19 protein-coding genes and 1 pseudogene are annotated in these 26,655 nt (G+C 62.5%); 10 read left to right on the top strand and 10 right to left on the bottom strand.

Going from position 1 to position 26,655, the window contains the following annotated elements; translation table 11 throughout:
• Window positions 1-15: 15 nt before the first annotated feature.
• Window positions 16-1,890, top strand: a complete 1,875-nt coding sequence (locus tag AC1D02_RS15755) for a M1 family metallopeptidase (RefSeq protein ID WP_477318492.1) — start codon at window positions 16-18, stop codon at window positions 1,888-1,890.
• Between the two features lie 3 nt (window positions 1,891-1,893).
• On the opposite strand, the gene AC1D02_RS15750 is transcribed toward AC1D02_RS15755, so the two are convergent.
• The 3 genes from AC1D02_RS15750 to AC1D02_RS15740 all read right to left on the bottom strand — a co-directional run bounded on the left by AC1D02_RS15750 (window position 1,894) and on the right by AC1D02_RS15740 (window position 6,647).
• A complete protein-coding gene (locus AC1D02_RS15750; protein WP_477318490.1) occupies window positions 1,894-3,114 on the bottom strand; it encodes a tyrosine-type recombinase/integrase in 1,221 nt (406 codons plus the stop codon).
• 1,191 nt (window positions 3,115-4,305) lie between these two features.
• Complete coding sequence (locus AC1D02_RS15745; protein ID WP_477318488.1) at window positions 4,306-5,079, bottom strand: EAL domain-containing protein; 774 nt, start codon at window positions 5,077-5,079, stop codon at window positions 4,306-4,308.
• Complete coding sequence (locus AC1D02_RS15740; protein WP_477318486.1) at window positions 5,076-6,647, bottom strand: methyl-accepting chemotaxis protein; 1,572 nt, start codon at window positions 6,645-6,647, stop codon at window positions 5,076-5,078. The genes AC1D02_RS15745 and AC1D02_RS15740 overlap by 4 nt, the downstream gene beginning before the upstream one ends.
• 422 nt (window positions 6,648-7,069) lie before the next feature.
• Here AC1D02_RS15740 and AC1D02_RS15735 point away from each other — a divergent pair.
• A pseudogene (locus AC1D02_RS15735) lies at window positions 7,070-7,414 on the top strand (oxidoreductase); the annotation flags it as partial.
• A 223-nt stretch (window positions 7,415-7,637) separates the two neighbouring features.
• Here the strand turns inward: AC1D02_RS15735 and AC1D02_RS15730 are convergent.
• The 5 genes from AC1D02_RS15730 to AC1D02_RS15710 are packed head-to-tail and all read right to left on the bottom strand — an operon-like array spanning window position 7,638 to window position 14,561.
• On the bottom strand, window positions 7,638-8,846 hold the full coding sequence (locus AC1D02_RS15730) for a CaiB/BaiF CoA transferase family protein (protein ID WP_477318934.1): 1,209 nt from the start codon (window positions 8,844-8,846) through the stop codon (window positions 7,638-7,640).
• A 16-nt stretch (window positions 8,847-8,862) separates the two neighbouring features.
• Window positions 8,863-10,002, bottom strand: a complete 1,140-nt coding sequence (locus AC1D02_RS15725) for an acyl-CoA dehydrogenase family protein (RefSeq protein WP_477318484.1) — start codon at window positions 10,000-10,002, stop codon at window positions 8,863-8,865.
• A 10-nt stretch (window positions 10,003-10,012) separates the two neighbouring features.
• Window positions 10,013-11,221, bottom strand: a complete 1,209-nt coding sequence (locus tag AC1D02_RS15720; protein WP_477318482.1) for an acyl-CoA dehydrogenase family protein — start codon at window positions 11,219-11,221, stop codon at window positions 10,013-10,015.
• Window positions 11,222-11,229: 8 nt separating this feature from the next.
• Window positions 11,230-12,411, bottom strand: a complete 1,182-nt coding sequence (locus AC1D02_RS15715) for an acetyl-CoA C-acyltransferase (RefSeq protein WP_477318480.1) — start codon at window positions 12,409-12,411, stop codon at window positions 11,230-11,232.
• A gap of 32 nt (window positions 12,412-12,443) precedes the next feature.
• The gene (locus tag AC1D02_RS15710) at window positions 12,444-14,561 is read right to left on the bottom strand and encodes a 3-hydroxyacyl-CoA dehydrogenase NAD-binding domain-containing protein (protein WP_477318478.1); all 2,118 of its coding nucleotides are present in this window, start codon (window positions 14,559-14,561) and stop codon (window positions 12,444-12,446) included.
• Window positions 14,562-14,874: 313 nt separating this feature from the next.
• Here AC1D02_RS15710 and AC1D02_RS15705 point away from each other — a divergent pair, with 313 nt between their 5' ends.
• From AC1D02_RS15705 to AC1D02_RS15670, 8 genes are all read left to right on the top strand, one after another.
• Window positions 14,875-15,684 carry an IclR family transcriptional regulator gene (locus tag AC1D02_RS15705; protein WP_477318476.1) on the top strand — a complete coding sequence of 270 codons (810 nt, stop codon included), beginning with the start codon at window positions 14,875-14,877 and terminating at the stop codon, window positions 15,682-15,684.
• 104 nt (window positions 15,685-15,788) lie between these two features.
• Complete coding sequence (locus tag AC1D02_RS15700) at window positions 15,789-16,952, top strand: ABC transporter substrate-binding protein (protein WP_477318474.1); 1,164 nt, start codon at window positions 15,789-15,791, stop codon at window positions 16,950-16,952.
• A 69-nt stretch (window positions 16,953-17,021) separates the two neighbouring features.
• Window positions 17,022-17,894, top strand: coding sequence for a branched-chain amino acid ABC transporter permease (locus AC1D02_RS15695; protein WP_477318472.1), 873 nt, complete (start codon window positions 17,022-17,024; stop codon window positions 17,892-17,894).
• A complete protein-coding gene (locus AC1D02_RS15690) occupies window positions 17,891-18,844 on the top strand; it encodes a branched-chain amino acid ABC transporter permease (protein ID WP_477318470.1) in 954 nt (317 codons plus the stop codon). Before AC1D02_RS15695 ends, AC1D02_RS15690 begins: the two co-directional genes overlap by 4 nt.
• Window positions 18,831-19,544, top strand: a complete 714-nt coding sequence (locus AC1D02_RS15685) for an ABC transporter ATP-binding protein (protein WP_477318932.1) — start codon at window positions 18,831-18,833, stop codon at window positions 19,542-19,544. Before AC1D02_RS15690 ends, AC1D02_RS15685 begins: the two co-directional genes overlap by 14 nt.
• A complete protein-coding gene (locus AC1D02_RS15680; protein ID WP_477318468.1) occupies window positions 19,537-20,238 on the top strand; it encodes an ABC transporter ATP-binding protein in 702 nt (233 codons plus the stop codon). Before AC1D02_RS15685 ends, AC1D02_RS15680 begins: the two co-directional genes overlap by 8 nt.
• A 52-nt stretch (window positions 20,239-20,290) precedes the next feature.
• Window positions 20,291-21,916: an electron transfer flavoprotein-ubiquinone oxidoreductase gene (locus AC1D02_RS15675; RefSeq protein ID WP_477318930.1), complete on the top strand. Its 1,626-nt coding sequence runs from the start codon at window positions 20,291-20,293 to the stop codon at window positions 21,914-21,916.
• Between the two features lie 52 nt (window positions 21,917-21,968).
• Window positions 21,969-23,150, top strand: coding sequence for an acyl-CoA dehydrogenase (locus AC1D02_RS15670; protein ID WP_477318466.1), 1,182 nt, complete (start codon window positions 21,969-21,971; stop codon window positions 23,148-23,150).
• A 514-nt stretch (window positions 23,151-23,664) separates the two neighbouring features.
• Here the strand turns inward: AC1D02_RS15670 and AC1D02_RS15665 are convergent.
• Both AC1D02_RS15665 and AC1D02_RS15660 read right to left on the bottom strand, forming a co-directional pair.
• Window positions 23,665-24,345 (bottom strand): cupin domain-containing protein, encoded by a 681-nt coding sequence (locus AC1D02_RS15665; protein ID WP_477318464.1) that lies wholly within the window; start codon window positions 24,343-24,345, stop codon window positions 23,665-23,667.
• Between the two features lie 954 nt (window positions 24,346-25,299).
• Entirely contained in the window at window positions 25,300-26,514 is a 1,215-nt protein-coding gene (locus tag AC1D02_RS15660; RefSeq protein WP_477318462.1) for an MFS transporter, read from the bottom strand.
• Window positions 26,515-26,655: the final 141 nt, after the last annotated feature.

Genomic DNA, 26,655 nt, shown 5'->3' with positions numbered 1-26,655 from the left:
CCTAATGGAGATTCCATGACAGTCCTAACGCTGGCGCGTGTATCGATTTGCGCGCTTCTTCTGCACACCGCTGGATCCGCGCTCGCGCGGGATCCGCTTAGTTTCGCCCATGACGACCAGGTCAAGGTGCGTGACGTCAAGCTGGACCTGGACGCGGACTTCGGGCGCAAGACGCTTTCCGGTTACGCCGAACTGTCGCTAGATTGGATTGACACCAAGGCGGCAACACTCGATCTCGACACGAGGGATCTCCATATCGACAAGATCGAGGCGCTCGGCGCCGATGGCCAATGGCATGCAGCCGCCTTCACACTGGATCCGGTTGTCCCGTCGCTGGGTCAGGCCCTCCATATTGATGCGGCGTCGCATCCGGAGAAGGTGCGCATCACCTACCGGACTTCGCCCGACGCTGGAGCCTTGCAATGGATGGCACCAGCCCAGACAATGAACGGCAAGCAGCCCTTCATGTTCAGCTACAACGAACCAATCCAGGGGCGGTCCTGGCTACCCCTTCAAGACACCCCGGCGGTACGCTTCACCTACAGCGCACGCATCGGTGCGCCGGCCGGACTGCGGGTGGTGATGAGCGCCAACAACGATCCCGCCGCCACCGGCAAGGGTGGCTGGTATTTCCGGATGCCGCAGCCGATTCCCTCGTACTTGCTGGCAATCGCCATTGGTGAACTGGACTACCGCAGGCTTGGCCCCCGCACGGGTATCTATGCCGAACCGCAGCGCATCGCGGCGGCGCAGCACGAAATGGCCGACACCGAGAAAATGGTGGCGGCGGCCGAATCGCTGTACGGCCCCTACCGCTGGGGCCAGTACGACATGGTCGTCATGCCGCCCTCCTTCCCTCTGGGCGGCATGGAAAATCCGCGGCTGACGTTTCTCACCCCGACAGTGATTGCAGGCGATCGCAGCCTGGTTTCCCTCGTTGCGCACGAGTTGGCGCACAGTTGGGCCGGCAACCTGGTGACCATGGCGTCCCAGAAGCATCTTTGGCTGAACGAAGGCGTCACCACCTATATCACCAATCGCATCGTCGAGCAGATCTATGGCGTCGAATTCGCCTCCATGGCCTTGCAAGTGGAGCAGGAAGGAACGCTCGCCTACATCGGCAATGTGCCGCAGTCCAAGCAAGGCCTGGTTACCGAGTTTCCTGACACCGATGCCGAGCATTACACCGACAAGGGCCTGGCTTACAACAAGGGCGCGTGGTTCATGCGAACGCTGGAGCAACGCGCGGGCCGCGCCCTGTTCGATCCGTTCTTGCGCGGCTGGTTCGACAAGAACGCTTTCCGAAGTGCGACAACCGACCAGTTCAAATACTACCTGCAAACGGAACTTCTGCGCGCCCATCCCGAGGTCATGAGCACCGCCGAACTCAATGAATGGCTGTATGGCCCGGGTATCCCCGCGAGCGCGCGTCGCGCGTCCTCACCGCGGCTGGGCCGACTCGGCCAAGTACGTGAAGCTTGGCTCAAGGGCGACATCACCACGACCGAGCTTGGTACTGGCAACTGGCAGGCGGTGGAGTGGATCAAGTTCTTGGACGATATTGACGGCAAGGCCAGCGCCGCGCAGTTACAGTCGCTTGACGAGACTGCCCACCTCACTGGCACGGCAAATAACGAAGTCGCTGTCCGCTTTTACCGGGCCAGCATCAAGGCGGGGTACGACGCCGTCCTTGAACCACTGCGCGATTTCCTCATGCATGTCGGACGCATGAAGTTTACCGGCGCGCTGTACCAGGTACTGTTGAATACACCCGCCAAGCGCGACTGGGCCATTGCCGTGTACCAGCAAGCGCGCCCCGGGTATCATCCGGACACGCAACGAAAGCTCGACCAGGTCATTAGCCGGACGGGGACGACTGGCAATAAATAGTGCTTATCGTGCGAGGTCTGCGATCGTGCTGACCTTCGACATGCAGTAGTCGGCCCAGGCCTGCATCAACGGCACCCGTTTGTCGAACAGGTCACCCCGCCTGTACGCCGCCTCGACCTTGTTCGGCAGGCTGTGTGCCAAAGCATGCTCGCACGTCTCGCGAGAGAAGGAGTTGCCAGCCGCTTCGGCGCACCAATCCCGGAATGTCGAGCGAAAGCCATGCACGGTGATATCCCCTCGTCCCATGCGCCGCAGCACCGCGGTCAAGCTCATATCCGAAAGCATCGTGTCGCGCGCTCGGCCAGAGAGGACCAGATCGCCGTCGCGCGGTAGTTGTCGCAGCACGGCGATCGCGGCGGTCGACAACGGCACCCGATGCTCCTTTCCCGCTTTCATCCGCTCGGCGGGGATGGTCCATAGCCTCTCGTCCAGATCGATCTCGTTCCACTTGGCGCCGCGTACCTCGCCGGACCGGCACGCGGTCAGGATCGCAAACTGCACCGCTAGCGCGGCGGTGCCTTCGCGGCCCGTTAGTTCAGCCATGAACCCCGCAATCTCTCGCCATGGCAGCGCAGGAAAATTCGTGACCGGCGCGATCTTGTTCGGATTGGCCAGCAGGTTCTCGAGATGGCCGCGCCACCTGGCCGGGTTCTCGCCTTGGCGATACTTGCTGACGGTGGCCCAGTCGAGGATGCATTCGATCCGACCGCGCAAGCGAACGGCCGTTTCCGTCTTGGTGTTCCAGATTGGTCTCAGAACCTGCACAACCAAGTCCGTGTCGACATCGGACACCGGCAGCGCCCCGAACACTGGCGATGCGTAGTTTGCCAGCGAGGTCTCCCATTGCAAGGCGTGCTTGGCGCTCTTCCAGCTGCCGCGGTGCGCGCTGATGTAGGCCGCCGCGCACTGGTCGAACGTCTTCGCCCGTGCCCTGCTCAGCGCGGAGGCGGTTCTGCTCGCGTTGCGGACAACGATGGGATCCTTGCGTTCGGTCAGCAGCAGCCGGCATTCCCGCGCCCTTTCCCGCGCTATGCTGAGGCTGACTGCGTTCAGCCCGCCGAGGCCCATCTCGCGTCGCCGGCCGGACAGGGTAAACCGAAACACCCAGCTCTTCGAGCCGGAGCCGGAGATCTGCAGCCACAACCCGTCGCCGTCGCCGTAATATCCAGGCGAACTCAGCTTGCTAACGAGTATGGCGGAGAGTTTTCTGACTGTGTGCGCCATGAGACCCTACCCATGCTTCTACCCATGCGACATCGCTGGATTCTGGCGAACAGTGTAGAACCTCCGCGCACGAACTTATTTGATTTTTCCCTATGAAGAGGCGAAAAAAAAGCTCCCGGTCGGGGAGCTTACTGATGTGCCTTTGGCGGAAGCGGTGAGATTCGAACTCACGAACAGGTTCCCCCGTCGCCAGTTTTCAAGTCTTTGGACAAAGCTATAAAAATCAACTACTTACATCAAAATCCTCTCCGCACCATCATCAAGTTAGCGAGATTTGTAGCCCTTGTATATCCAAAGTTTGTACTAGTTGCGGAGACGATTTTGACTCGGATTTTGAATAGATTCGAACTTCATAGCTCGAATCGCGGTGTGGCGTCCATCGTCAAACAAAGAGCCCGTGCGGTTGAGAGTCCCCGCGGCGCATAGGAAAGAGGCAGAAGCCTCTTTCATCGTGCTATAGCCATCCAATAAACTCAACTACATGTTCAGTTCTAATGTAAATGGACGAGCAGAACTTACTTCAAATCCGAACTTGTTCCCATGCAGAAATACCTATACGCCACAACCCTCCACTCGTCAGCCAGTGTGTCTGCATGGTCGCCACCCGGTTCGGGTCCGTCGGGCTATATGTTCGGCAAGTTTTCTTGAGCGAACAGACCGAACGTCTGACAGTCACTGAGCGCATTGCAAAGTGCGTCAGCACTATGCGGCCGTTTCCAAGCACCAGTCGCAACGCTGGGTTAATTGACAGTGTCGGTTGTATTTGGTAGGTATTTTATATGCTGAGCGTAAATGACGAGCGCCCCCACCGCGCGTATCCGCACTGCACAGCTAATATTAAAGAACTCGAGGATCACTGCACGTGGCCGCGGGGCATGTGTTTGCTGTGGTCGGTGCAGCAAAGCGCGAAAGTTGGAGTTCTACGGACAACGCCTCCGTAGAACTCCATCGACGGGAGTGGTCTTTTCTCTCACCCTTCCGCCGCTTTTCCATTCGCGGCTTGGACGTTCCGATTCTAGCGGCAGGGGACGGTACCGCGCGCAACCGGTTAATCACACAAGTGGTCAGCAGCGGCACGGCCAGCAGCGAGACCTTTGCGGCTCTTGGCACCGAGCGCCTGATCGACAATGCGAATTCGGCCAGGTGGAGGATGTCCTTTGCGGCCGCTTTCCTGTTCCAGTTTGCTCTTCCTTAGCCCCAGGCCTCGTCGACAATCGTCCCGAGTGACTGAAATGCTGGCTTGCAAAACAGATAGCCCTGCATCAGGCTTATGCCGGCTTCGCGGAGGCAATCGCGCTCCTCGGGCGTCTCGATCCCTTCGGCAAGCACGCGGATATCGAGGGCATTGCAGATCGACACGATCCCATCGACGATCGCCTGCTTAGGCGCATTCTTGTCGATGCCGCGTACCAGATGCATGTCAATCTTAACGATGGACGGCTGGAACTCCGCCAGCAGGTTCAGTCCAGCGTAACCCGCGCCGAAATCGTCGATGGCGGTGTGAAAGCCGAAGCGCTGGTACTCGCGGAAAATATTGACCAGATGCGGCCGGTCCATGACTTCCTCGCCTTCCGTCACTTCAAAGATGATGCGTTCGATCGGGAAGTCACACTCGCGGGCCGCCGCCAAGGTGCTTCGGATGCATGCCTCCGGGCGGTACACCGCATTCGGCAGAAAATTAATGGAGAGCATTCCTTTCATGCCCAACGCTGCCGCGCCTCGGATCGCCTTGACCCGACATGCCTGATCGAAATGATAGCGGTTGGTGTCATTGACCTGGCACAGCACGCTGTAAGCAGATTCGCCCTTTGGACCGCGCACCAGCGCTTCATGCGCGAAGATGGTGCGGCTTGTGAGGTCCACGATTGGTTGGTAAGCGTATTCGAAGTCGAAGTCGAGTCCGTCCGGGGTGCGGCAACCTGTGCAGCCCGGCGCGTTGCCGTGGTCTGAGTGGATCGGGATCATGACGCGCGATCTAAAACGTTGGAGTAAAGCCTATCACCGAGGCCAGCCTTTGGATGAGCGCTCTGGCCGTTCGGATAAGCTGCGCTGGAAACGCCGCCAACCATGCGCAGGTGACCGCGCGGCGGCGGCAGCGATGCGTGCATTGCTGGCGCGTGCAAGGTGAAGCGGGCAACGATGGCATCGAGGCTTGCCGCCTGCCGGTGCAAGGACGCGGCGCCTGCCGCCGCCTCTTCCACCAGCGCGGCGTTCTGCCGGGTGACCCCATCCATTTCGCCGACAGCGTCGTTGATGCGGCCAATGTCGCCTTCCTGCAGCGCGCTGGCGGCGCTGATGTCGCCGATGATAGCGGTGACTCCGGCAACGCTGGTGACGATTTCCTGCATGCGCGCGCCGGCAGCGTCGACCAGCTGCGTGCCAGCTTCGACGCGGCCCACGGAGTCGCTGATCAATTGCTTGATTTCCTTGGCCGCCGCAGCCGAGCGCTGCGCCAAGTTGCGCACCTCCGCCGCCACCACGGCGAACCCACGACCCTGCTCGCCCGCTCTGGCCGCCTCCACAGCAGCGTTGAGCGCCAGAATGTTGGTCTGGAAGGCGATGCCGTCGATCACGCTGATAATGTCGACGATCTTGCGCGAGGACTCATTGATCGACGCCATGGTGTCCACCACCTCGGCGACGGCCTCGCCGCCGCGAACGGCTTCGCCCGACGCCGTGATAGCCAGGTCGTTGGCGCGGCGCGCATTGACACCGCTCTGCTTCACCCGTTCGGTCAACGCCTCCATGGTGGCGACAGTGCCCTGCAGGGAGGTCGCCTGGCGCTCTGTGCGGCCCGACAGATCCTGGTTACCGAGGGCGATTTCCTGCGAAGCGCTGGTGATCGCGCCCACTCCGCTTTGTACCTGGGTCAAGGCCTCGTGCAGACTGTCCATCACCGTGTCTAACGCCAGCCCGGCGGGGCTGGTGGCGGCGACGCCAGGGCGCAGGTCGATTGTGCCGGCGGCCCCCCCGGACATCGCTGCGACCCGCGCCTCCAGTTCGGCCGCCTGCACCGCTTCGCGGCGCAGCAGCACCGCCAAGTAGCACAGCACTGCCGTTTCGACGACAACATAGGTGGCGTGAATCAGCACGCGACCAATGCCGGGTTCGCTCATACACAGCACGCCGTAGCCAAGCTCCTGCAAATAATTGAAGCTCAGGTGATGGACCGCGATGACGCCGGCGGCGGCGGCCACCACCAGCCAGTCCCGATAACAAAGCAGGAACGCCAGCAGCACGAAAATGCCGAAGTGCACTTCGTTCATGCCCGCCGCCTGGTGGATGTGCAGGGCTGAAAACACCATCAGGGCGGCGGCGACTACGATCGCCGTGCCGCGACGTCCGCCGCGCAGCAAGATCAGGGCCGTCGGCACACCCGCCGTCGGCAATCCAATCAGCAGAGCCCAGTAAAAGGTGCCGTGCAGAGGTGATAAGGCCAAAGCGATGGCGAACAAGCCCCAGAGAATAGAGAGCATCAGGCGATCGGCAGAACGGGCATGCTGTTGCAAAGTAGCGTCGAGAAGCTTTGGCATTATGATGTTGTGAAGTTTATCGAGCTTGCGCCCTGCAGAGTACAGAAGGTTTCCTCAAGGAATATATATGATCCTCGGGGAAAGTGTAAGAAAGTCTTATTCCGTCGGTATTTCACTACGACAGCATCACCACTTGCAGCAAAACTTGCAACATTTACCCGAATTTTTCTTATCATCTAAAAACTACTAGGATTTAGGCCCGCCGCAAGCGATTTTAGCCACGCAGCGCAGGATTGGCGAATGCGCTCGACAAGCTTTTGCATAGGACAAACCAAACCGTTAGGCGGGCATGGCTGCCGTGCCACCTGCTTGGAAGGTGCGCCTGCCGGGTACATCACTGTTTGCCCCATCGCCTAACTTAGCGCTCCTATCATGCGATCCGAAGCAATCGGTTCGCCCACACCGTGGAAGTTTTAAAACGAATCAATCTGACACATCTTCATTGTTCGCCCCCCGCCGAAATCGGTTCAGTTGAGCTTCGCAACCGGATCGTGATAGCGCCCTTGACGCGCAGCCGCGCTGCTGCGGACGACGTGCCCTCCGACCTGAACACGCGCTACTATGCTCAGCGCGCCACTGCTGGCCTGATTATTTCCGAAGCCACCCAGATCAGTCCACAGGGCAAGGGCTATCCGAAGACGCCCGGGATTTATAACAGCAAACAGATAGCTGGATGGCAAGAGGTAACGAAAGCCGTGCATGAGCAAGGCGGGAAAATTTTTCTTCAGCTTTGGCATGTTGGCCGCATATCGCATCCAACCACCCAGGCCAGGCGCTGCGGTACATCTCGCGCGACAACATAAGGAACTGGTATCTCATTTTTCCAATTCGTTCATGTCCAAATGCAGAGAGTGAGCGAGCGGCAGTTAGTGTCGCACGAAGCGAGAATCATTTCCCCCGTGTTTTTTCTGATCCACCGACCCTGTCCAACAGCAAACCCAACGAATGCTCGAAGACGAGGGCCCAAGACAAACTCCTGCGGTTAAGGATTCAACATACGCCGCGCGATTTCAACCCCGCTACCTTGTCATCGGACAAGCCAAGCAATTCCTGCAGCACGTCCTTAGTCCCTTCGCCCAGTTGCGGCGGCGCGCTGCGTACCGGCAACCGTTCGCCGTCGAAACGGTAAGGCGACGCCAGCACGCTGACACTGCCGACCTCAGGGTGCGGCATGGTTGCTACCAGACCGCTGTCGATGGCGCGGCGCGACGTCAGCGCTTCGTGCAGACCCGCCACTTCACCGCACGGAATGCCGGCACTGCTCATCCGGTCGAGCAGGTCCCGACGCTTCCTGCGCCCGAGCTCGCTGCGGATTTCAGGCATCAGCAGGTCGCGGTGGGTGGTGCGCAACAGGTTGGTCTTGAACCGTTCATCGGCAGCAATGTCCGGCCGGCCGATGACGTCGGTACAGAAGCGGACGAACTGCGCATTGTTGCCGACTGCGACCACCAGCGGCCCGTCCTCGGCCTCGTAGACCCCGTACGGCATGATGGACGGGTGCGCATTGCCGAAGCGGGGAGGGTCGTCACCACGAAGCAATGCTTCGAGCCCGTAATAGGCCGTAATCATCAGCCCGCAGTCGAACAGCGCCATGCCGATATGCCGGCCCTTTCCCGAGATTTGACGCTCGTACAGCGCTGCCAGCACGCCTTGGGCGGCATACATGCCGGTCATCATGTCCACCGCGGCAATGCCGAACTTCAGCGGCGGCTGGGTCGGCTCCCCGTTGATGGCCATCAGCCCCGCTTCGCCCTGGATCACAAGGTCGTACCCGGGCCGGGCGGCCTCGGGACCGGTGCGGTCGTAGCCGGTGATCGAGCAGTAGATCAGGCCAGGCTGGTCGGCGCTCAGTTGCGCATAGCCTAGGCCGAGCCGTTCAATATCGCCGAACTTGAAGTTCTGGATCACGATATCGCTTTTTTTCACCAGTGCGCGCGCCAGGTCCTGTCCTTCCGGCGTTTTCAGGTCCAGGCAGACCGAGCGCTTGTTGCGGTTCACGCTATTGAAGTAGGCGGTCTCGGTAGAACCGATGCGCATGCCCCAGTCGCGCGTGTCATCGCCACGTTCAGGGTGTTCGACCTTGATGACTTCGGCGCCAAGGTCGCCCAGCACCATCGCGCACCATGGCCCGGCGAGCACGCGCGAGAGGTCGAGAACGCGGACCCCGGCGAGTGGCAAAGATACATTGTCTGTCACAATAAGCTCCCGATGTGCGTCATGCTGCCAGCTTGCCAAGCGCGATATAGCGCTGCAGGTGATGATCCTCGTCGCCGAGCTGATGGTCGATCATCACCAGCCGCTTTGCGTAGTGCGCCAGCGGCAGTTCCCACGTCATGCCGATGCCGCCGTGCAGCTGGATGCACTCTTCGGCGACCAGCGCGCCAATGCGGCCGATGCTCATCTTCGCGGCCGACAGCGCGCGCTCGCGCGCAACACGGTCTGCGTCCAGCGCGGCGGCGGCATTGATCACGGCCGAGCGTGCCTGCTCGATTTCGAGCAAAAGGTCGGCCATCCGATGCTGCAGCGCCTGAAAGCTGCCGATCACCGCACCGAACTGCTTGCGGGTCAGCAGGTACTCGAGCGTGGCGGTTTTTGCCGCTTCCATCGCGCCCAGCGCCTCGGCGCACAGCGCCAGCACGCCACGCCCGACCGCGCGCTCAAGCGTGGCGTAGCCCTGGTCCGCTTCGCCCAGCAGAGCATCGGCGCCCAGCCTGGCATCAGTGAAGATCAGCGTTGCGATGCGGCCGCCATCCATGGTCGGATAGCCCCGCACCGCCAGCCCTGGCGTGTCTTTCGGCACCAGAAACAGCGAGATGCCCGCTTCATCATCGATCGCGCCAGCGCTGCGCGCCGAGACCACGAACAGCCCGGCCGCCTCGCCCTGCAGCACCACCGACTTGGCGCCGTTCAGGACCCAGCCGTCGGCGCTGCGGCGGGCGCTGGTCTGCACCCGCGCGAGTTCGTAATGCGTCTCCGGTTCGTCATGCGCAAAAGAGGCGATCATGCTGCCGTCGATGATGTCCGCAAGCAGCGCCTTCTGCGTGCTGTTGCCGGCAGCTGCGATGGCTTCGCCCGCCAGAACGGCGCTGCCCAGCAGGGGCTCGACCACCAGCCCGCGCCCGAGCGCCTCGAAGACTACGGCGATGTCGAAGCCGGCGCCACCGAAACCGCCATCGTCCTCGCGCAACAGCGCCCCGATGACGCCGAGTTCGGCGAAATGCTGCCACATCTCCCCGCTCATGCCTTCCGGCGTGGCGGCGATGCGGTTGCGTGTCTCAAAATTGTACTGTTCGGCGATGAAGCGGTTCAGGCTGTCGGCCAGCATGCGCCGTTCTTCCGTATGTTCGAAGTTCATGTTCTGGTCCTTACAGGCCGAGGATCATCTTGGAGATGATGTTTTTCTGAATCTCGTTGGAGCCGCCGAAGATGGACAGCTTGCGATTGTTGAAGTACTGCGCGGCAGCGGCGGCGGCGAAGTCGGGGCCGGTCTGGACACCGTCGTAGTCCGCATCGAGTTCGGCGGCCACGAACGGGCGCGCGTGGGCGCCCATCGCGCGCCGTGTCAGCGACGAAATCTGCTGGCGGATCTCGGTGCCGCGGATCTTCAGCATCGAACTCTCGGCGCCGGGCACGCCGCCCCCGGCGACGGCGGCAATCACGCGCAGGTTGGTCGTCTTCATGTTCTCGAGATCGATTTCGACGCACGCCAGGCGCGCCGCAAACGACGGGTCCTCGGCCAGCGGCCGGCCGTTGCGCTGCTGCCGGGCGGCGATGCCCTTGAGGCGCTCGAGCGCCGCCGCCGACATGCCAACGCCGGCGATGTTGGTGCGTTCGTACGTGAGCAGGTATTTCGCGCAGGTCCAGCCCTGGTCTTCCTCGCCGACCAGGTTCTCGGCGGGCACCCGCACGTCGGTGAAGAACACCTCGTTCACTTCGTGCTCGCCCTCGAGCGTGATGATCGGACGCACCTCGACGCCTGGCGACTTCATGTCGATCAGCAGGAAGCTGATGCCGGCCTGCTTCTTGGCCTCGCGGTTGGTCCGCACCAGGCAAAAAATCATGTCGGCATACTGGCCGAGCGTGGTCCAGGTCTTCTGGCCGTTGACGATGTAGTGCTCGCCCTGGGCATCGGCGCCGCGCACCGCAGTGGTCTTGACAGCGGCCAGGTCCGAGCCGGCGCCTGGTTCCGAATACCCCTGGCACCACCAGTCGGAGCCGTCGAGGATGCGCGGCAGCCAGTACGCCTTCTGCGCCGCGTTGCCATATTTGATCAGCACCGGGCCGAGCATGTTGACGCCGAACGGCACGATGCGCGGCGCATTGGCCAGCGCGCACTCGTTTTCGAAAATGAACTTCTCGACCGCGCTCCAACCCGGACCGCCGTACTCCTGCGGCCAGTGGTTGGCCAGCCAGCCGCGCTGGTTCAGGATCGCGTGCCACTCGACCATATCGGCCTTCGACAGGTGCTTGCCGCTGGCCACCTTATCGGACAGGCGCGCCGGCAGCTTGGCGGCAAGGAAGGCGCGCACTTCGCTGCGAAATTGCTCTTCTTCAGGGGTGAAATTCAGATCCATGCGATTCCTTAGTAAATTTCAAACAGCCCGGCAGCGCCCATCCCGCCGGCGATGCACATGGTGACGACGGCGTATTTCGCGCCGCGCCGTTTGCCCTCGATCAGCACGTGCCCGGCCAGGCGCGCACCGGTCATGCCGAACGGATGGCCGATCGAAATGGCGCCGCCGTCGACATTGAGCAGCTCTTCGGGAATGCCGAGCCGCTGCTGGCAGTAAATCGCCTGCGAAGCGAACGCCTCGTTCAGTTCCCACAGGCCGATGTCGGCCACCGTCAGGCCATGCCGGGCCAGCAGCTTGGGCACGGCAAACACCGGGCCGATGCCCATTTCGTCCGGCTCGCAGCCGGCCACGGCCAGGCCGCGGAAGGCGCCCAGCGGCTGCAGGCCGGCGCGTTCCGCATCCTTCGCTTCCATCAGCACGCAGGCGGAGGCGCCGTCGGACAACTGGGAGGAATTGCCCGCCGTGACGAACTTGTCCTCCCCCATCACCGGCTTCAGCTTTGCCAGCGCCTCATAGGTGGTGCCGCGGCGGTTGCAGGTATCGGCGTCGACCGTCACTTCGACCTGCGAGACGAGGCCGGTTTCCTTGTCGGTCACCGCCATCGTGGTGGTGCAGGCGATGATTTCATCGCGGTAGCGGCCGGCCAGTTGCGCCAGCTCGGTCCTGCGCTGGCTCTCGAGCGAGAAGCGGTCCTGCGCTTCGCGGCTGATGCCGTAGCGCGCAGCGACAATGTCGGCGGTGTCGATCATCGGCAGGTACAACTCGGGCTTGTGTTCGAGCATCCACGGATCGATGCCGGAGTCGCCGCTGTCGCGGCTGCGGATGTGCGAAATACTTTCGACGCCACCGGCGATCATGGCAGGCACGCCTTCGACCACGATGCGGCCGGCGGCCATCGCGATCGCCTGCAATCCGGATGCGCAGAAGCGGTTCACGGTGGTGCCGGCGATGGTGATCGGCAGGCCGGCGCGAATCACTGCCTGGCGCGCCACGTTGCGGCCGGTGGTTCCTTCCGGATAGCCACAGCCAAGAATGGCGTCTTCGATCAGCGCCGGGTCGATCCCTGCGCGCTGCACCGCAGCACGTACCGCGAATGCGGCCAGCGTGGGCCCGGCAGTGATGTTGAATTCGCCGCGGTGCGCTTTGGTGAGCGGGGTACGGGCGGTTGAAACGATGACAGCTTCGCGCATGGCAAGTGTTCTCCTGGTCGGCTTCGGGTGGGTTAGTTCGATTGGTTCAGACTGGCAAAATCGGCGCCGCGTTCGACAAGCTCGACCAGCAGTGGCGAAGCCTGCCAGAACAGCGGGTCCTCCCTGGCGAACTCGCGGATGTCGGCCAGGATCTTGTCCAGGCCAACCGTGTCGGCATACTTCAGCGGGCCGCCGCGAAAGCGCGGGAAGCCGTAGCCGTGGACAAAGGTGACGTCGACATCGAGCGGTCGCAGCGCAATGCCCTGATGCACCACGTTGGCGCCTTCGTTGATCATCGCAGCGAGGTAGCGGCGCATGATGTCTGCGTCGCTAAAGCGGCGTGGGGCAACGCCGGCGCGCTGGCGCTCGAGGTCGATGATGGCCTCGACTTCCGCATCGGGGGTGCCGTTGCGCGCGCCTTTGGCATACAGATAAAAGCCGCGGCCGGTTTTCTGGCCGAACCAGCCGCGCTCGCACAAGCGGTCGGCGATCTGGACATAGCGCGCCTGCGGGTCGCGCGTTGGCGCGCGCCGCTTGCGGGTGGCCCAGCCGATGTCGCCGCCGGCCAGGTCGGCCACCTGGTACGGTCCCATCGGGTAGCCGAAGTCGCGCACGGCCTGGTCGATCTGGTAGGGCGAGGCGCCGTCTTCCATCATGTGGTCGGCAGCCTGGCGGTACACCGCAAGGATACGGTTGCCGATGAAACCGTCGCACACGCCGGCGCGCACCGGTGTCTTGCCCAACTTTTTGGCCAGTTCGAAGGCGGTTGCCACAGCGTCCGGCGCGACGGCGGCCGGCACCGCGATCTCGAGCAGCTTCATAATGTTGGCCGGCGAAAAAAAGTGCAGGCCAAGCACATCGGCCGGGCGCGAAATACTCGCGGCGATCTGGTCGATGTCGAGGTAAGACGTATTCGTGGCCAACACCGCGCCGCGCTTGCAGACGCGGTCGAGTTCGGCAAACACGGCCAGCTTGACCGCCATGTCTTCGAATACCGCTTCGATCACCAGGTCCACCTGCGCCAGCGCGTCGTAGCTGGTGCTGCCGTGCCAGCGCGCCATCACCGCCGCTTTCGCTTCTGGGGTCATGCGGCCTCTGGCGATTAGGCTGTCGTAGACTTTCTCGACGTGAGCGCGGCCGCGCGCAAGCGAAGCCTCGTCGCGCTCGATCATCGTCACCTGCAGGCCGGCGTCCAGCACGGCGACCGAGATGCCGGCCCCCATCGTGCCGCCGCCCACCACGCCCACGCTGTCGATCGGGCGTGGCTTGGCGGCGCGCGTTTCGGGTGACTTCAGCACTTCGCGCTCTGCAAAGAAGGCGTGCACCAGGCCGGCACGCTGTGGGCTGTCGAGGCATTCAAGGAACAGCTTGCGTTCGGTCGCCAGGCCGGCGTCGAACGGCAGCTCGACGGCAGCCTGCACGGCATCGACGATCTTCAGCGGCGAAAACAGGCCGCGCGCCTTCTTCGCCGTATCGGCGCGCGCCGCGTCGAGGGCAGCGAGCTGCTGTTCGCGCTGGGCAAGGCCGGGCGCATCGCGGGTGCGGCGCGGCGCGGCCGCCTTGTCGAGCAACTCGCGGGTATAGGCCAGGCCTTCGGCCACCGGGTCGGCGCCGGAACCGACCCGGTCGATCAGGCCGAGCTCAAGCGCTTCGGCGGGGCCGATATGGCGCCCGCTCAGCATCAGCTCAAGTGCCGCTGCGGCACCGATCAGGCGCGGCGTGCGCTGCGTGCCGCCGGCGCCAGGCAACAGCCCCAGCTGCACTTCGGGCAACCCGAGCCTGGCCGCCGGCAGCGCGATCCGGTAATGGGCCGCCAGCGCGACCTCGAGGCCGCCGCCGAGCGCGGCGCCGTGGATCGCCGCCACCACGAGCTTGCCGCATGCCTCGATGCGGTTGCAGACGTCGGGCAGCGCCGGCGCCAGCGGCGGCATACCGAACTCGCGGATATCGGCGCCGCCGATGAAATTGCGCCCCGCGCCAACCAGCAGCACCGCCGCCACCGCAGGGTCGGCGCCGGCGCCGTCGATCGCTGCCAGCAGGCCGCGGCGCACCTCGACGCCGAGCGCATTGACCGGCGGATGATCGATTGTCACGAGGAGGATGTCGCCGCACAGCTGGCGCAAGACGGGATTGGGCTGGCCGGAATTCATTATTCGCTCCTTTTGATTGTTGTTTCGCTGTGCAGAACATCATTCCGCAAAATAATTCGAAATGAACGATACCTTATTTTCATGAGGGATGTAAACCGCTGATTATCGAACCTCGCCGCCCGTTTTTTGTCCAGCGTGTTCCGGCCAAGACCTCGCGGCGGGCTGGCTGGCAGACGATTCTTCGGCAACCATCAGACGTTCCGCAGTGCGAACCGTGATTTCACAAAACAGTTGACACTGCGCTTTTGGGTGTGTGAATATCTGGACCAGCCTGCCAACGATGCAGGGGGACACAACGAACAGGAGACGCACCATGGGCGAGCAGATCGAGCCATTCCCGGATGACGACAGCGGCAAGGACCGCCGCTTTGTGACCGCCCTGGCGCGCGGCCTGGAGATCCTGCGCTGCTTCCGGCCGGGGGAGAAATACCTGAGCAACAATGAAATTGCCAAGCGGACCGGGATGCCGAAACCGACGATTTCGCGCCTCACCTATACCCTCACCGAGCTCGGCTACCTGAACTTTTCGGCCGACCAGGGCCGCTACCAGCTCGGCTCGGGCGTGCTGGCCCTCGGGTATACCGTGCTGTCCGGTCTCGATGTACGCAATTTGGCGCGCCCCGCGATGCAGGAGCTGGCCGAGCACGCCCAGGCCAGCGTGGCGCTGGGCATCCGCGAACGGCTGAGCATGGTGTACGTCGAGGCGTGCCGCGGCAGCGCGGCCGTGACCTTGCGCCGCGATGCGGGATCGCGCATTCCGCTGGCCACCACCGCGATGGGCAAGGCCTACCTGTGCGGCCTGCCGCAGAAGGATCGCGACTTCCTGATGGACCACATCCGGCTCAATGACGAAGACAACTGGCCGAAAATCAAGGCCGATATTGAACAGGGCTACAGGGATTACCAGGATCGCGGTTTTTGCCTGTCGTCGGGCATCTGGGACGCGGGCATCAGCGCCGTCGGCGTACCGTTAATCGATACTTCCCCTGCCAATACCATGGCGTTCAACTGCGGCGGCCCCGCTTTCCTGTTGCCGCGCGACGTGTTGATGAATGACCTCGGGCCGCGCCTGGTGGAAATGGTGCGCAACGTCGCCATGAGCCTGGGCCACCCTGTTAGCTGAGTAAGGCATCGTGAATTCCGGCGGGCACACGCCCGGCTGATGTAGGAAAACTGGTCCTGACAACAGGACTTGATCGTGGAACAAATCTGAATAGGCGGAGACAAATGAACAACACCCGAACAAAAATCGCGCTGGCCCTGATTGCCGCATCCACCCTGTCGACGGCGTACGCCGACGAACTGCTGGTCGGTGTCGAACTGCCCCTGACGGGCAGCCTGGCACGGGTGGGCAATGGCATCCAGGAAGGCGTCAAGGTTGCCGCTGAACTGTTTAACAAGACCAACGGCAAGCATACCGTCAAGCTGATCATCGTCGATGACGAGTCGGCGCCGGCGAAAGCGATCGCCGCCGTTGAAAAACTGGCCAGCCAGAACGTGCTCGCCGTCACCGGCGGCTACGGTTCCAACAACATCGCGCCGGCGTCCGACGCGGCCGGCAAGCTCGGCCTGGCGTACGTCAGTTCCGGCGGCGTCGACGACAGCCTGGTCAATAGCGGCCGCAAGAATTTTTTCCGCATCAACAACACGGCCGGCTACCAGAAGGCGCTCGTCGGCCTGGTGTCGGACCTGAACGCGAAATCGATTTCGATCATCTACTCGACCAAGGAAGCGACCCACGCGCTCGCTGCCGACGTCGAGAAAACGCTCAAAGCGAAAGGCATCAAGGTCGCGACGCATGCCTTCGACCCGTCGATCACCGACTTCAAGCCGATCATCAACAAGGTCAAGCTGCAAGACCGCTCCGAAGTGGTGGCGATGGTCGGCTACGAAAACGACTATGTCGGCATCCTGCGTGCGGCGCGCGTACTCAAGCCGAACGTCAAGGCAATGATCGGCGTATGGTCGCTGGCGACGCCGAAGATGGCCGGCGACTTCCCCGACCTGATGCCGAACGTCTACGGCACCGCGGTGCTGCCGTTCCCGGTCGCGTTCACCACTGCTGACGGCAAGGCGTTCGGCGAAACCTACCATAAGCTGTTCAACAAGGAGCCGGACTACCTGGGCCAGTTCGGTTACGTCCAGTCGATGCTGCTGTTCGAAGCGATCGCCCGCGCCGCCGACAAAGGCACCCTGAAGAAGAACGGCGTCATCGAGGAGATGCGCAAGACCGATCGGCAGACGCTGATCGGCCGCGTGCAGTTCGATGCCAAGGGCGACAACAAGAACTTCGTCCAGAACATGGGGCAGCATCAGGGCAAGAAAATCGAGCTGGTCTGGCCGAAAAGCGCCGCTACCGGCAAGGTCGTGTATCCGGGCGTTCCCTGGTAATGAAAGGTGGCAGGCGGCCGGGGCCAGCGGCCCCGCCTGCCGGCGACGAATTCGAATGGAATGCAGAATATGACCGAATTAATAATGCAAGCTGTGTATTCCGGGTTGCTGCAGGGCGGTTCCTACGCCCTGATCGCACTCGGACTGGCGCTGGTGTTCGGCGCAATGAAAGTGATCAACATGGCGCACGGAGAGCTGGTGCTGCTGTCGGCCTACGTCGCCTACACGGTCGAGTCGAAACTGGGCTGGAATCCGATGGCCGCCATCCCGGTTTCAGTGGTGGTCGTGTGCATCGCCTCGGCATCGGTGTATTTCGCGGTCGGGCGTGTCAAGACCAACCGCGAAATTAACTCGCTGACGCTGACCTACGGCATCGGCGTGATCCTGACCAACCTGATCCTGCTGACCTGGAAGGCCGATGTGCATACCACCAGCTCGTCGTGGATGCAGGAGGCCTTCGTGATTGGCCCGCTGTTCAGCATGCGCAGCGAACTGCTGTTTTTCGTCGTCAGCCTGGCGCTGATCGTTGGGCTATGGTGGTGGCTTTCGCGCAGCTGGTATGGTCGCGCGGTACGGGCGGTATCGAGCAATCGCGATGCCGCCAAGCTGATGGGGATCGATCCCGGCTTCACCGAGCTGGTCTCGTTCATCGTGGCCGGCATCCTGGCCGCCTTCGCCGGCGTTGCGCTGTTCAGCTATGGCGTGATCAGCCCCGCTTACGGCGGCGTGTTGACGGTCAAGGCCTTCATCATCACGGTACTGGCAGGCGTGGGATCGATCCCCGGCGTCCTGATCGGCGCGGTGCTGATCGGCATTGCCGAGGCGCTGACCGTGACGCTGGCCAGCTCGGCATTGCAGGAACTGGTCGGCATGGGTTTGTTCCTGCTGGTGCTGTTCGTTATGCCGAATGGATTATTCGGCGCTACAAGGAGGCGCGGATGACGCTCAATAAAACCATGGTCGCCGCGCTGCTGGCGGTCTACATCCTGGTGCCGCTGGCCGTTGGCGGTAACAACTACGTCATGAGCCTGGTGATCGCTTCGCTGGTGATCGGCGGCATCGCCTTGTCTTGGGCGCTGCTGGGCAATCTCGGCGGCATGGTCAGCTTTGGCCACGCCGCGTTTTTCGGCGTCGGCGCCTACACCTCGGCCATCCTGTCGATGCAGCACGGTATCCCGGTGCTGCTGGCAATCCTGATCGGTGGCCTTGGCGCCGTCGTTGCCGCGTTCGCGATGTTCCCGGTGCTGCGCCTGCGCGGGCCGTATTTTGCCCTGGCGGTACTGGCCTATGCGCACATCTTCCGCATCCTCGCCAACGAATGGACCTCGGTCACCGGCGGCTCGGCCGGCATCTCGAGCATTCCGCGCCTGCCGGTCGTGCTCGGCTACGACCTCAGCAGCAAAACCGGCAGCTACTTGGTCATCCTCAGCATCGTGCTCGCCTTCGCCGTCGTCTACGAGCTGATCCGGCGCAGCCCACAGGGACTCGCGCTGCGCGCCATGCATGACAGCGAAGACGCGACCCAGGTGGTGGGCGTGAACAACACGCTGCTCAAGGCCCTGATGCTAGTGGTATCGGCCTTCATGTGCGGCGTGGTGGGCGCGTTCAACGCCCACTACATCAACTTCCTCGAGCCCGATTACGCGTTCAGCGGCCTGTGGGTCACGATCCCGATCGTGGCGGCGATTTTCGGAGGCTACCGCACGATCACCGGCCCGATCGTCGGCGCCGTCGTGGTCTACCTGGTCGACCAGCTATTCGTCAAAAACATTCTGCCGTCGGGTCACCAGCTTGTATTGGGCGTCGTGCTGGTCGCCATGATCGTCGCCAGTCCGAACGGCCTGCTGGCACTGATGCGCAAGTTCACGAGGAAAAATGATGCTCCAGCTTGATAACGTCACTGTGCGCTTTGGCGGCCTCACCGCCGTCAACGGCGTCTCGCTCGCGGTCGGCACCGGCGACGTCGTCGGCCTGGTCGGCGCCAACGGCGCCGGCAAGACCACCTTGTTCAACGCCATCTCCGGCCTGGTACGGCCGACCGGCGGCAAGATCATGTTCGATGGCCGCGACGTGCTGGCCGCGCCGATGTATCAGCGCGCCCGGATGGGGATCGGACGCACGTTCCAGATTCCCCAGCCGATGCACGAACTGACGGTGCGCGAGAACCTGATGGTGGCCCAGCGCTTTGGCACCGGCCGCATCAACCAGAAACGGATCGATGAAATCCTCGATTTCACCGGCCTGTCGGCGAAGGCCGCACGCGACGCCGCCACCGCGCTGGCGCTGACCGAACTGAAGGCGCTGGAAGTGGCTAAGGCGCTGGCCACCGACCCGAAGCTGCTGCTGCTCGACGAGGTGCTGGCCGGCCTCGAGACGACCGGCAAGCGCAACTTCATGAACATGCTCAAGCAGCTGCATCAGAAGTTTGCGGTCGGCATCATCATCATCGAGCACGATATCGAGACCATCAGCAACCTGTGCCAGCGGGTGGCGGTACTCAATTTCGGTGAACTCATCGCCAACGGCACCCCCGACGAGGTGTTCCGCGATCCGGCGGTGGTGAAGAGCTATACGGGAGCAGAACATGCTTGAAGTTAAAAACGTCCGCGCAGGATATGGGGCGATCAATGTGTTGTGGGACCTGTCCCTGACCGCTGAAACGGGCAAGCTGACCACCATCATCGGCTCGAACGGCGCCGGCAAGACCACCCTGCTGCGCGCCATCATGGGCATGGTCGGGGTGTCGCAGGGGTCGGTCACGCTGGACGGCCAGTCCCTGAACGGCATGCCGACCTGGAAGATGACAGGCATGTCGATGGCCATGATTCCGGAAGGCCGCATGACGTTTCGCGACATGACGGTCGAGGAAAACCTGATGATGGGCGCGTTCGCGCCGCAGCACCGGGCCGGCGCCGCAGCCAACCTCGAGAAGTCGTACCAGATGTTCCCGCGCCTGCGCGAACGGCACAAGCAACTGGCCGGCTCGCTCTCCGGCGGCGAGGCGCAGATGCTGGCGATGGCGCGCGGCTTGATGAGCAACCCGAAGCTGCTCATCATCGACGAGCCTTCGCTTGGCCTGGCCCCGGTGATGGTCAATGAGCTGTTCGAGATTCTCGCCCGGCTCAAGCAGGAAGGCCGCACCATTATCCTGGTCGAACAGAATACGCACCGGGCGGTGTCGGTCGCCGACCATGTGTATCTGATGCAAAGTGGCAAGGTCGTACTGTCCCAGCCGGCCTCCGAAGTGAGCCTCGACCAGCTTCACGACCTATATTTTGCCCGCTGACGCGGCACCGGAGCCTATCACGATGATTGAACAATACGGACCGCGCGAAGCCATGGAGTACGACGTGGTGATCGTCGGCGGCGGCCCTGCCGGGCTGTCCGCCGCCATCAGGCTCAAACAGCTGGGCGCCGAAACAGGCCGGCAAGTGTCGGTCTGCGTGCTCGAAAAAGGCGGCGAGCTCGGTGCGCATATCCTGTCGGGGGCGGTGATCGATCCGCGTGCGCTGACCGAGCTGCTGCCCGACTGGAAGGAACGCGGCGCGCCGCTCAACACGCCCGTCACCGAAGACCGCGTGCTGTTCCTGACCGCCACCAGATCGTTCCGGACGCCCGCCTTCGCGCTGCCGAAGGCGCTGCAGAACCACGGCAATTACATCGTTTCGCTGGGTAACGTGGTGCGCTGGCTGGGCCAGCAGGCCGAAGCGCTGGGTGTCGAGATCTTCCCCGGCTTCCCGGCTGCCGAAATCCTGTACAACGACGATGGCGCGGTCAAGGGCGTTGCCACCGGCGCCATGGGCATGAACCGCGAAGGCGAGCCCACCGCGGCGTTCCAGCGCGGCATGGAACTGCACGCCAAGTACACGCTGTTCGCGGAAGGCGCCCGCGGGCACCTTGGCAAGCAGTTGATCGCCAGGTATGCGCTGGACAAGGGCAAGGATCCGCAAACCTACGGCATCGGCATCAAGGAACTGTGGGAAATCGACCCGGCCAGACACCAGCCGGGGCTGGTCATCCACAGCGCCGGCTGGCCGCTGCCGGCCGACACCTACGGCGGCTCGTTCCTGTATCACCTGGAAAACAACCAGGTCGCGGTCGGCTATGTGGTCGGCCTGGGATACCGCAATCCCTACTTGTCGCCGTACGAAGAATTCCAGCGCTACAAGACCCATCCGGCAATCCGCGGCTTCTTCGAAGGCGGCAAGCGCATCTCCTATGGCGCGCGCGCGATCACGGCCGGCGGCCTGCAGTCGCTGCCGAAGGTGGTATTCCCGGGCGGCGCGCTGATCGGCTGCGATGCCGGCTTCCTGAATGTGAGCCGCATCAAGGGCAGCCATGCCGCGATCAAAACCGGCATGCTCGCTGCCGACTCGGCCTTTGCGGCGCTGCTCGAGCAGCGCCAGCATGACGAACTGGCGAGCTATCCGCTCGCGTTCGCGCAGTCGTGGCTGCACGACGAGCTGCACGTCGCCCGCAACTTCAAGCCGTGGATGTCGAAGGGCCTGTTGCTCGGGACGGTCATGAGCGGCATCGACCAGATCCTGTTCCGCGGCAAGGCGCCCTGGACGCTGCGCCACAAGCATGCCGACCACGAGATGCTCGGGCCGGCCGCCGATTACACGCCCATCGTCTATCCAAAGCCGGACGGCAAGCTGACCTTCGACCGCCTGTCGTCGGTATTCATCTCGAATACCAACCACGCCGAAGGCCAGCCAATCCACCTGACGCTGAAAGATCGGGACGTTCCGGTGGCGGTGAATCTGGCGCGGTATGCCGGTCCCGAACAGCGCTATTGCCCGGCCGGCGTGTATGAGTTCGTCAAGAGCGACGAAGGCGCGGATCGCCTGCAGATCAACGCCCAGAACTGCGTCCATTGCAAGACTTGCGATATTAAGGACCCGACACAGAATATCGTCTGGGTCACGCCGGAGGGCGGCGGCCCGAATTACCCGAACATGTAGCGGATCATCCGCGTTTCTTATCAATCTTGAGCAAATATTCGAGGACACCATCATGACAAACAAAAGAGCGACATTTCACTGGGACGACCCGCTTCTGCTGAACGACCAGCTCAGTGACGATGAGCGGATGGTGGGCGACGCCGCCGCCGCGTACTGCCAGAACAAGCTGCGCCCGCGCATCCTCGAAGCGTTCCGCCACGAGAAGATGGACACCTCGATCTTCCGCGAGATGGGCGAACTGGGCCTGCTCGGGCCGACCATCCCGACCGAGTACGGCGGCTCCGGCATGAATTACGTCTGCTACGGCCTGATCGCGCGCGAGGTCGAGCGCGTCGATTCCGGCTACCGCTCGATGATGAGCGTGCAGTCGTCGCTGGTGATGGTGCCGATCTACGAGTTCGGCACCGAGGCGCAGCGCCAGAAATACCTGCCCAAGCTGGCGTCCGGCGAATGGATCGGCTGCTTCGGCCTGACCGAGCCGAACCACGGCTCCGACCCGGGCTCGATGATCACGCGCGCCAAAAAAGTCGACGGCGGCTATGCGCTGTCGGGCGCCAAGATGTGGATCACCAACTCGCCGGTGGCCGACGTATTCGTGGTTTGGGCCAAGGACGACGAAGGCGCGATCCGCGGCTTCGTGCTGGAAAAAGGCATGGCCGGCCTGTCGGCGCCGGCGATCCACGGCAAGTTCGGCCTGCGCGCCTCGGTCACCGGCGAGATCGTGATGGACAACGTGTTCTGCCCGGAAGAGAACGCCTTCCCCGAGGTGCGCGGCCTGAAGGGCCCGTTCACCTGCCTCAATTCGGCGCGCTACGGCATCGCCTGGGGCGCGCTCGGCGCGGCCGAAGACTGCTGGCACATCGCGCGCCAGTACACCATGGACCGCACCCAGTTCGGCCGGCCGTTGGCGGCTAACCAGTTGGTGCAGAAGAAGCTGGCCGACATGCAGACTGAGATAACGCTCGGCCTGCAAGGCTGCCTGCGCCTCGGCCGCATGAAGGATGAGGGCACGGCGGCGGTGGAAATCACCTCGATGATGAAGCGCAATTCGTGCGGTAAGTCGCTCGACATTGCGCGCGTCGCCCGCGACATGCTGGGCGGGAACGGTACCTCCGACGAGTTCGGCGTGATCCGCCACATGGTCAACCTCGAGGTAGTCAATACCTACGAAGGCACGCATGACATCCACGCGCTAATTCTCGGTCGGGCGCAGACAGGCATTGCTGCTTTTTAAGTCTGCGTTGATAACGTCCGCATATCGCGCCCACCCGGCCCATGCAAACTTCACCCGAGGCTGGATACCAAATTTTGTTGCAGCTGCGATGAATGCGCGGAATACGATGTCTTCGATGGAGGACGTATCGCGCTCTCGACTGGGTTGTTGTCGATGGCCAGGCTGCTCGACCTGGCGTAAAGCTGCAGCGCCGGCCAGCGCCTAGCGCCTGACCGATGGCCTTCGCAGTATCGCTGCCCTCTGCGGCGTTGCGGTGGCTGGCCGACACCTCGAACAACTCCCAACTTGCCCCAACAGCAGGATCGACTCGCTGCCACCGTTCGCAAACTCTACATAGTCCTAAGTTCCAATGGAAGGTGGAGCGGCTGGCCGCTTACATTTGACACTCAGACGCAGAAACAACGCAGTTGAGCCCATGCGCGCAGTTTGGCTAACGCGAAATTGGCGGCTATCGCAGTATCGATTGCCCAGCACTCTTCGTACGCCATGGTCAACGAAGTCGCCCCCGAATAACTCACGCCAGCACTTGATCGGATTCGTCGACTGGCAGGTGGCCTGTCTTGACCAAAATTGTGCATCCCTCCTGGCTAAATGGGCAGTGCATGCTCAAATGTGGACTGCGTATCCACGTGCCGGCCGGATAACGTCCAAATTCGTCCTCAAACACACCATCCAACACGTAGATTTCTTCACCGCCATAGTGACGATGCGAATTGAATTGCGTCCCCGCCGCCCAGCGCACCAGCGCCGTGTGCTGCGACGCGAACTCCGACAACGGAAGCACTGTCAGACCAGGCACCATCCCCTGAAACCAGTTTGCGGTCCGCGTATCGACCACGATCCGCTCGCGGTCTGCTAAATCCAGATGACGCAGCTTGACAAACAATGTGCAGCCCGTTGTCGAGCCCGGCGCATGCGAGGACCCGGGCGGGTTCTTGATGTACGTACCCGCCGGGAAGCTGCCAGACTCATCGCCAAGCACTCCATCGAGCACGAAAATCTCCTCGCCGAAATCGTGCGTATGGCGCGCAAAACTTGCGCCGGGGGCGTAGCGTACGATGGAAGTGGCGCGTGCGACTTCACCGCCGTCGCGTTCGATCAATTGCCTCTGGACGCCAGCGACGGGCGAATCAACCCACGGCAAGCGAGATGACTCAACCACAAGACGTTGCGAGGAGTTGGTGTTAAGTTGCATTGACTCTCTCCGGTATGCCGACGAAGCGGTCGACGGCTCCACTGAATCTGGGTTCACATTTAGGATTGGCGCTGACGCGGCCATGATGCTGATGCCAATGGCTAAAGCCTGATCGTAATGTCTTCTATCAGTCAACGATTTTACGTGAAATTGAGCCACTCCTGTGTTACCAATGCACGGCGGCGATTAGCCGGCGGATGCTCAATATTGAGGGGGCATTCAGCCGCGCTCACCTCAATTAGCTTGCCCAACTCGTGTGCCAGAGTAACCAATGCGCGCCAGCGCAGCAGCACCTTCGTCTTGTCGTTCTAGTCCTCCCTCTTTCGCCGGGGCAGGCGCATCAGCGCGTCGTATCGCCCCCTTGTACGTGTGTCCTGCTAACTCAAGGTGAAAATAAATGAATCGACTGTCTTGGTGCGTTACGCAGCCGGCTTCGCCGCCCCGCTCTATGCCGCCGAGCATACGCTGCGGCCCCCACGTCGGTGGTATGCGGTTACCGTTTAGGCCTCTCGAAGCCCCCTCTGACGAGTGCGCTCCGGCGACAGGATATCCACGCGCGGTTCACCGGACCTGATGATGAGTCGCGTCCGCAAGCGTAAGGACATTGCGCTTTGCACCGATGCCATCGACAAGGAGGTGACCGAAAAGGACCCCTGTGGACATATCCTTACGGACCCAGTGGCGATCACCAAAGCCGAACCTGACGACATGCTTGAGGTACAAATCCTGAAGGTGAATTTCGACGTCAATTTCGCTTGCAACGGGCTCACGCGATGGCCTACATGTTCTCCAGCGCGGTAGTCGACCTCAACATCACGCTACTCGTCGACGGCAATGTGGGTGTGCATGCCCGATATCCCAATAAACTGTTAGTAGCGGCAAAAGCGCCCTGATTTAGCTTGGCTGCGCGACACCGAAGATTGCCGTCGCCGCGCGTAGCGGTGCCGACGTTCGTCATGGACTGCAGGCGCAGCGCCGTGCCGCAGTGTACTGCGCCGCATGATACGCAAGCGCCAGAGCTGGAAACGCCGCGCCGAGCAGCAGCGTCGCATGCCATCCGTGGGCGGCATACATCCAGCCACCAAGCGCCGAACCGAGCGCACCGCCACCGAAGAAGATCGCCAGAAACACGCCGTTCATGCGACTGCGCGTTTCCGCGGCGAGCGCAAAAATGGCGCGCTGGCCGAGCACGAGGTTGGCGGCAACGCCCATATCGAGCAAGATCGAGGCGACCACCAGAACCGCCAGGGCCAGCGTGGGGCTGCCCGGCACCAACAGCGGCAGCGCGAATGCGCCCACACCCAGCAGCAATGCTACCGTTGTGGCGATGCCGGTATGCCCGCGATCGGCCAACCGTCCGGCAACCGGCGATGCGATCGCACCAGCCATCCCAACCAGCGCAAAGATGGCGATACTGGTAAGCGACAAATGGAACGATGGACCGGCCAGGAGCAGCGGCACCGTGGTCCAGAACAGGCTGAACGCGCCAAACATTCCCGCTTGATACGCAGCGCGGCGGCGTAGGACCGTCGTGGTGCAAAACAGCTGCCACATCGAGCCGAGCAGCTTGGGATACGCAAGCATCACTGTCGGTACGCGCACCGGCAGCCGCCAGCGCAGCAGCATCGCCAGCGCCAGCATGGCGACTGCGCCAAAGAGGAAGATTGCGTGCCAGCCGAAATGATCGGCCACCAGGCTCGCTGCTGGGCGCGCCAGCATGATTCCTATCAGCAATCCGCTGACCACCTTGCCGACTGTCTGGCCGCGCGTCGCCTCGTGCGACAGGTGGGCGGCGAACGGCACCAGCACTTGGGCCGCCACAGATCCGAGCCCGATGCACAGCGACGCGCCCAAGAACACCCAGCCGCTGCTGGCAAACGCCGCAGCCAACAGCGCGAACGACGTCAGTAGCAGCGCGCCACACACGAGGCGCCGGTTTTCTACCATGTCACCGAGCGGGACGATAAACAGCAGACCGAGGCAATAACCGATTTGGGTCAGCGTGACGATCAGCCCGGCTGCTTGCGGCATCAGCCCGGTGGTGGTGGCGATCGGCCCAACGAGGGTCTGAGCGTAATACAGGTTCGCCACGATCAAACCGGTGGAAATAGCGAGCAGCCAGACCATGGCGGTCGAGATGTCAGGCGATAATTTAGCGTGCTGATCCATATGCGGTGTGTCCTGGCGCTTAGCTGACGATGCAATGTTCCGCGCCTTGCTGCGCGAGCGATCGATCAGAATGTGAATGTGTGAGTATGGCAGTGCAGCATGGCGCGTCGTCGCCAAGCCACGCGGCTCGTGTTGAAGGGT

This window comes from Massilia sp. P1_C10, from assembly GCF_056406475.1.
Note: the sequence above shows the minus strand (reverse complement) of the source record. Positions and strands in the feature narration are given on the sequence as shown.

Excerpts from the sequence above, each read along its gene's own strand:
- AC1D02_RS15755 (WP_477318492.1), top strand. The coding sequence starts at position 16 with ATGACAGTCCTAACGCTGGCGCGTGTATCGATTTGCGCGCTTCTTCTG.
- AC1D02_RS15750 (WP_477318490.1), bottom strand. The coding sequence starts at position 3,114 with ATGGCGCACACAGTCAGAAAACTCTCCGCCATACTCGTTAGCAAGCTG.
- AC1D02_RS15745 (WP_477318488.1), bottom strand. The coding sequence starts at position 5,079 with ATGATCCCGATCCACTCAGACCACGGCAACGCGCCGGGCTGCACAGGT.
- AC1D02_RS15740 (WP_477318486.1), bottom strand. The coding sequence starts at position 6,647 with ATGCCAAAGCTTCTCGACGCTACTTTGCAACAGCATGCCCGTTCTGCC.
- AC1D02_RS15725 (WP_477318484.1), bottom strand. The coding sequence starts at position 10,002 with ATGAACTTCGAACATACGGAAGAACGGCGCATGCTGGCCGACAGCCTG.
- AC1D02_RS15720 (WP_477318482.1), bottom strand. The coding sequence starts at position 11,221 with ATGGATCTGAATTTCACCCCTGAAGAAGAGCAATTTCGCAGCGAAGTG.
- AC1D02_RS15715 (WP_477318480.1), bottom strand. The coding sequence starts at position 12,411 with ATGCGCGAAGCTGTCATCGTTTCAACCGCCCGTACCCCGCTCACCAAA.
- AC1D02_RS15710 (WP_477318478.1), bottom strand. The coding sequence starts at position 14,561 with ATGAATTCCGGCCAGCCCAATCCCGTCTTGCGCCAGCTGTGCGGCGAC.
- AC1D02_RS15705 (WP_477318476.1), top strand. The coding sequence starts at position 14,875 with ATGGGCGAGCAGATCGAGCCATTCCCGGATGACGACAGCGGCAAGGAC.
- AC1D02_RS15700 (WP_477318474.1), top strand. The coding sequence starts at position 15,789 with ATGAACAACACCCGAACAAAAATCGCGCTGGCCCTGATTGCCGCATCC.
- AC1D02_RS15695 (WP_477318472.1), top strand. The coding sequence starts at position 17,022 with ATGACCGAATTAATAATGCAAGCTGTGTATTCCGGGTTGCTGCAGGGC.
- AC1D02_RS15690 (WP_477318470.1), top strand. The coding sequence starts at position 17,891 with ATGACGCTCAATAAAACCATGGTCGCCGCGCTGCTGGCGGTCTACATC.
- AC1D02_RS15685 (WP_477318932.1), top strand. The coding sequence starts at position 18,831 with ATGCTCCAGCTTGATAACGTCACTGTGCGCTTTGGCGGCCTCACCGCC.
- AC1D02_RS15680 (WP_477318468.1), top strand. The coding sequence starts at position 19,537 with ATGCTTGAAGTTAAAAACGTCCGCGCAGGATATGGGGCGATCAATGTG.
- AC1D02_RS15675 (WP_477318930.1), top strand. The coding sequence starts at position 20,291 with ATGGAGTACGACGTGGTGATCGTCGGCGGCGGCCCTGCCGGGCTGTCC.
- AC1D02_RS15670 (WP_477318466.1), top strand. The coding sequence starts at position 21,969 with ATGACAAACAAAAGAGCGACATTTCACTGGGACGACCCGCTTCTGCTG.
- AC1D02_RS15665 (WP_477318464.1), bottom strand. The coding sequence starts at position 24,345 with ATGCAACTTAACACCAACTCCTCGCAACGTCTTGTGGTTGAGTCATCT.
- AC1D02_RS15660 (WP_477318462.1), bottom strand. The coding sequence starts at position 26,514 with ATGGATCAGCACGCTAAATTATCGCCTGACATCTCGACCGCCATGGTC.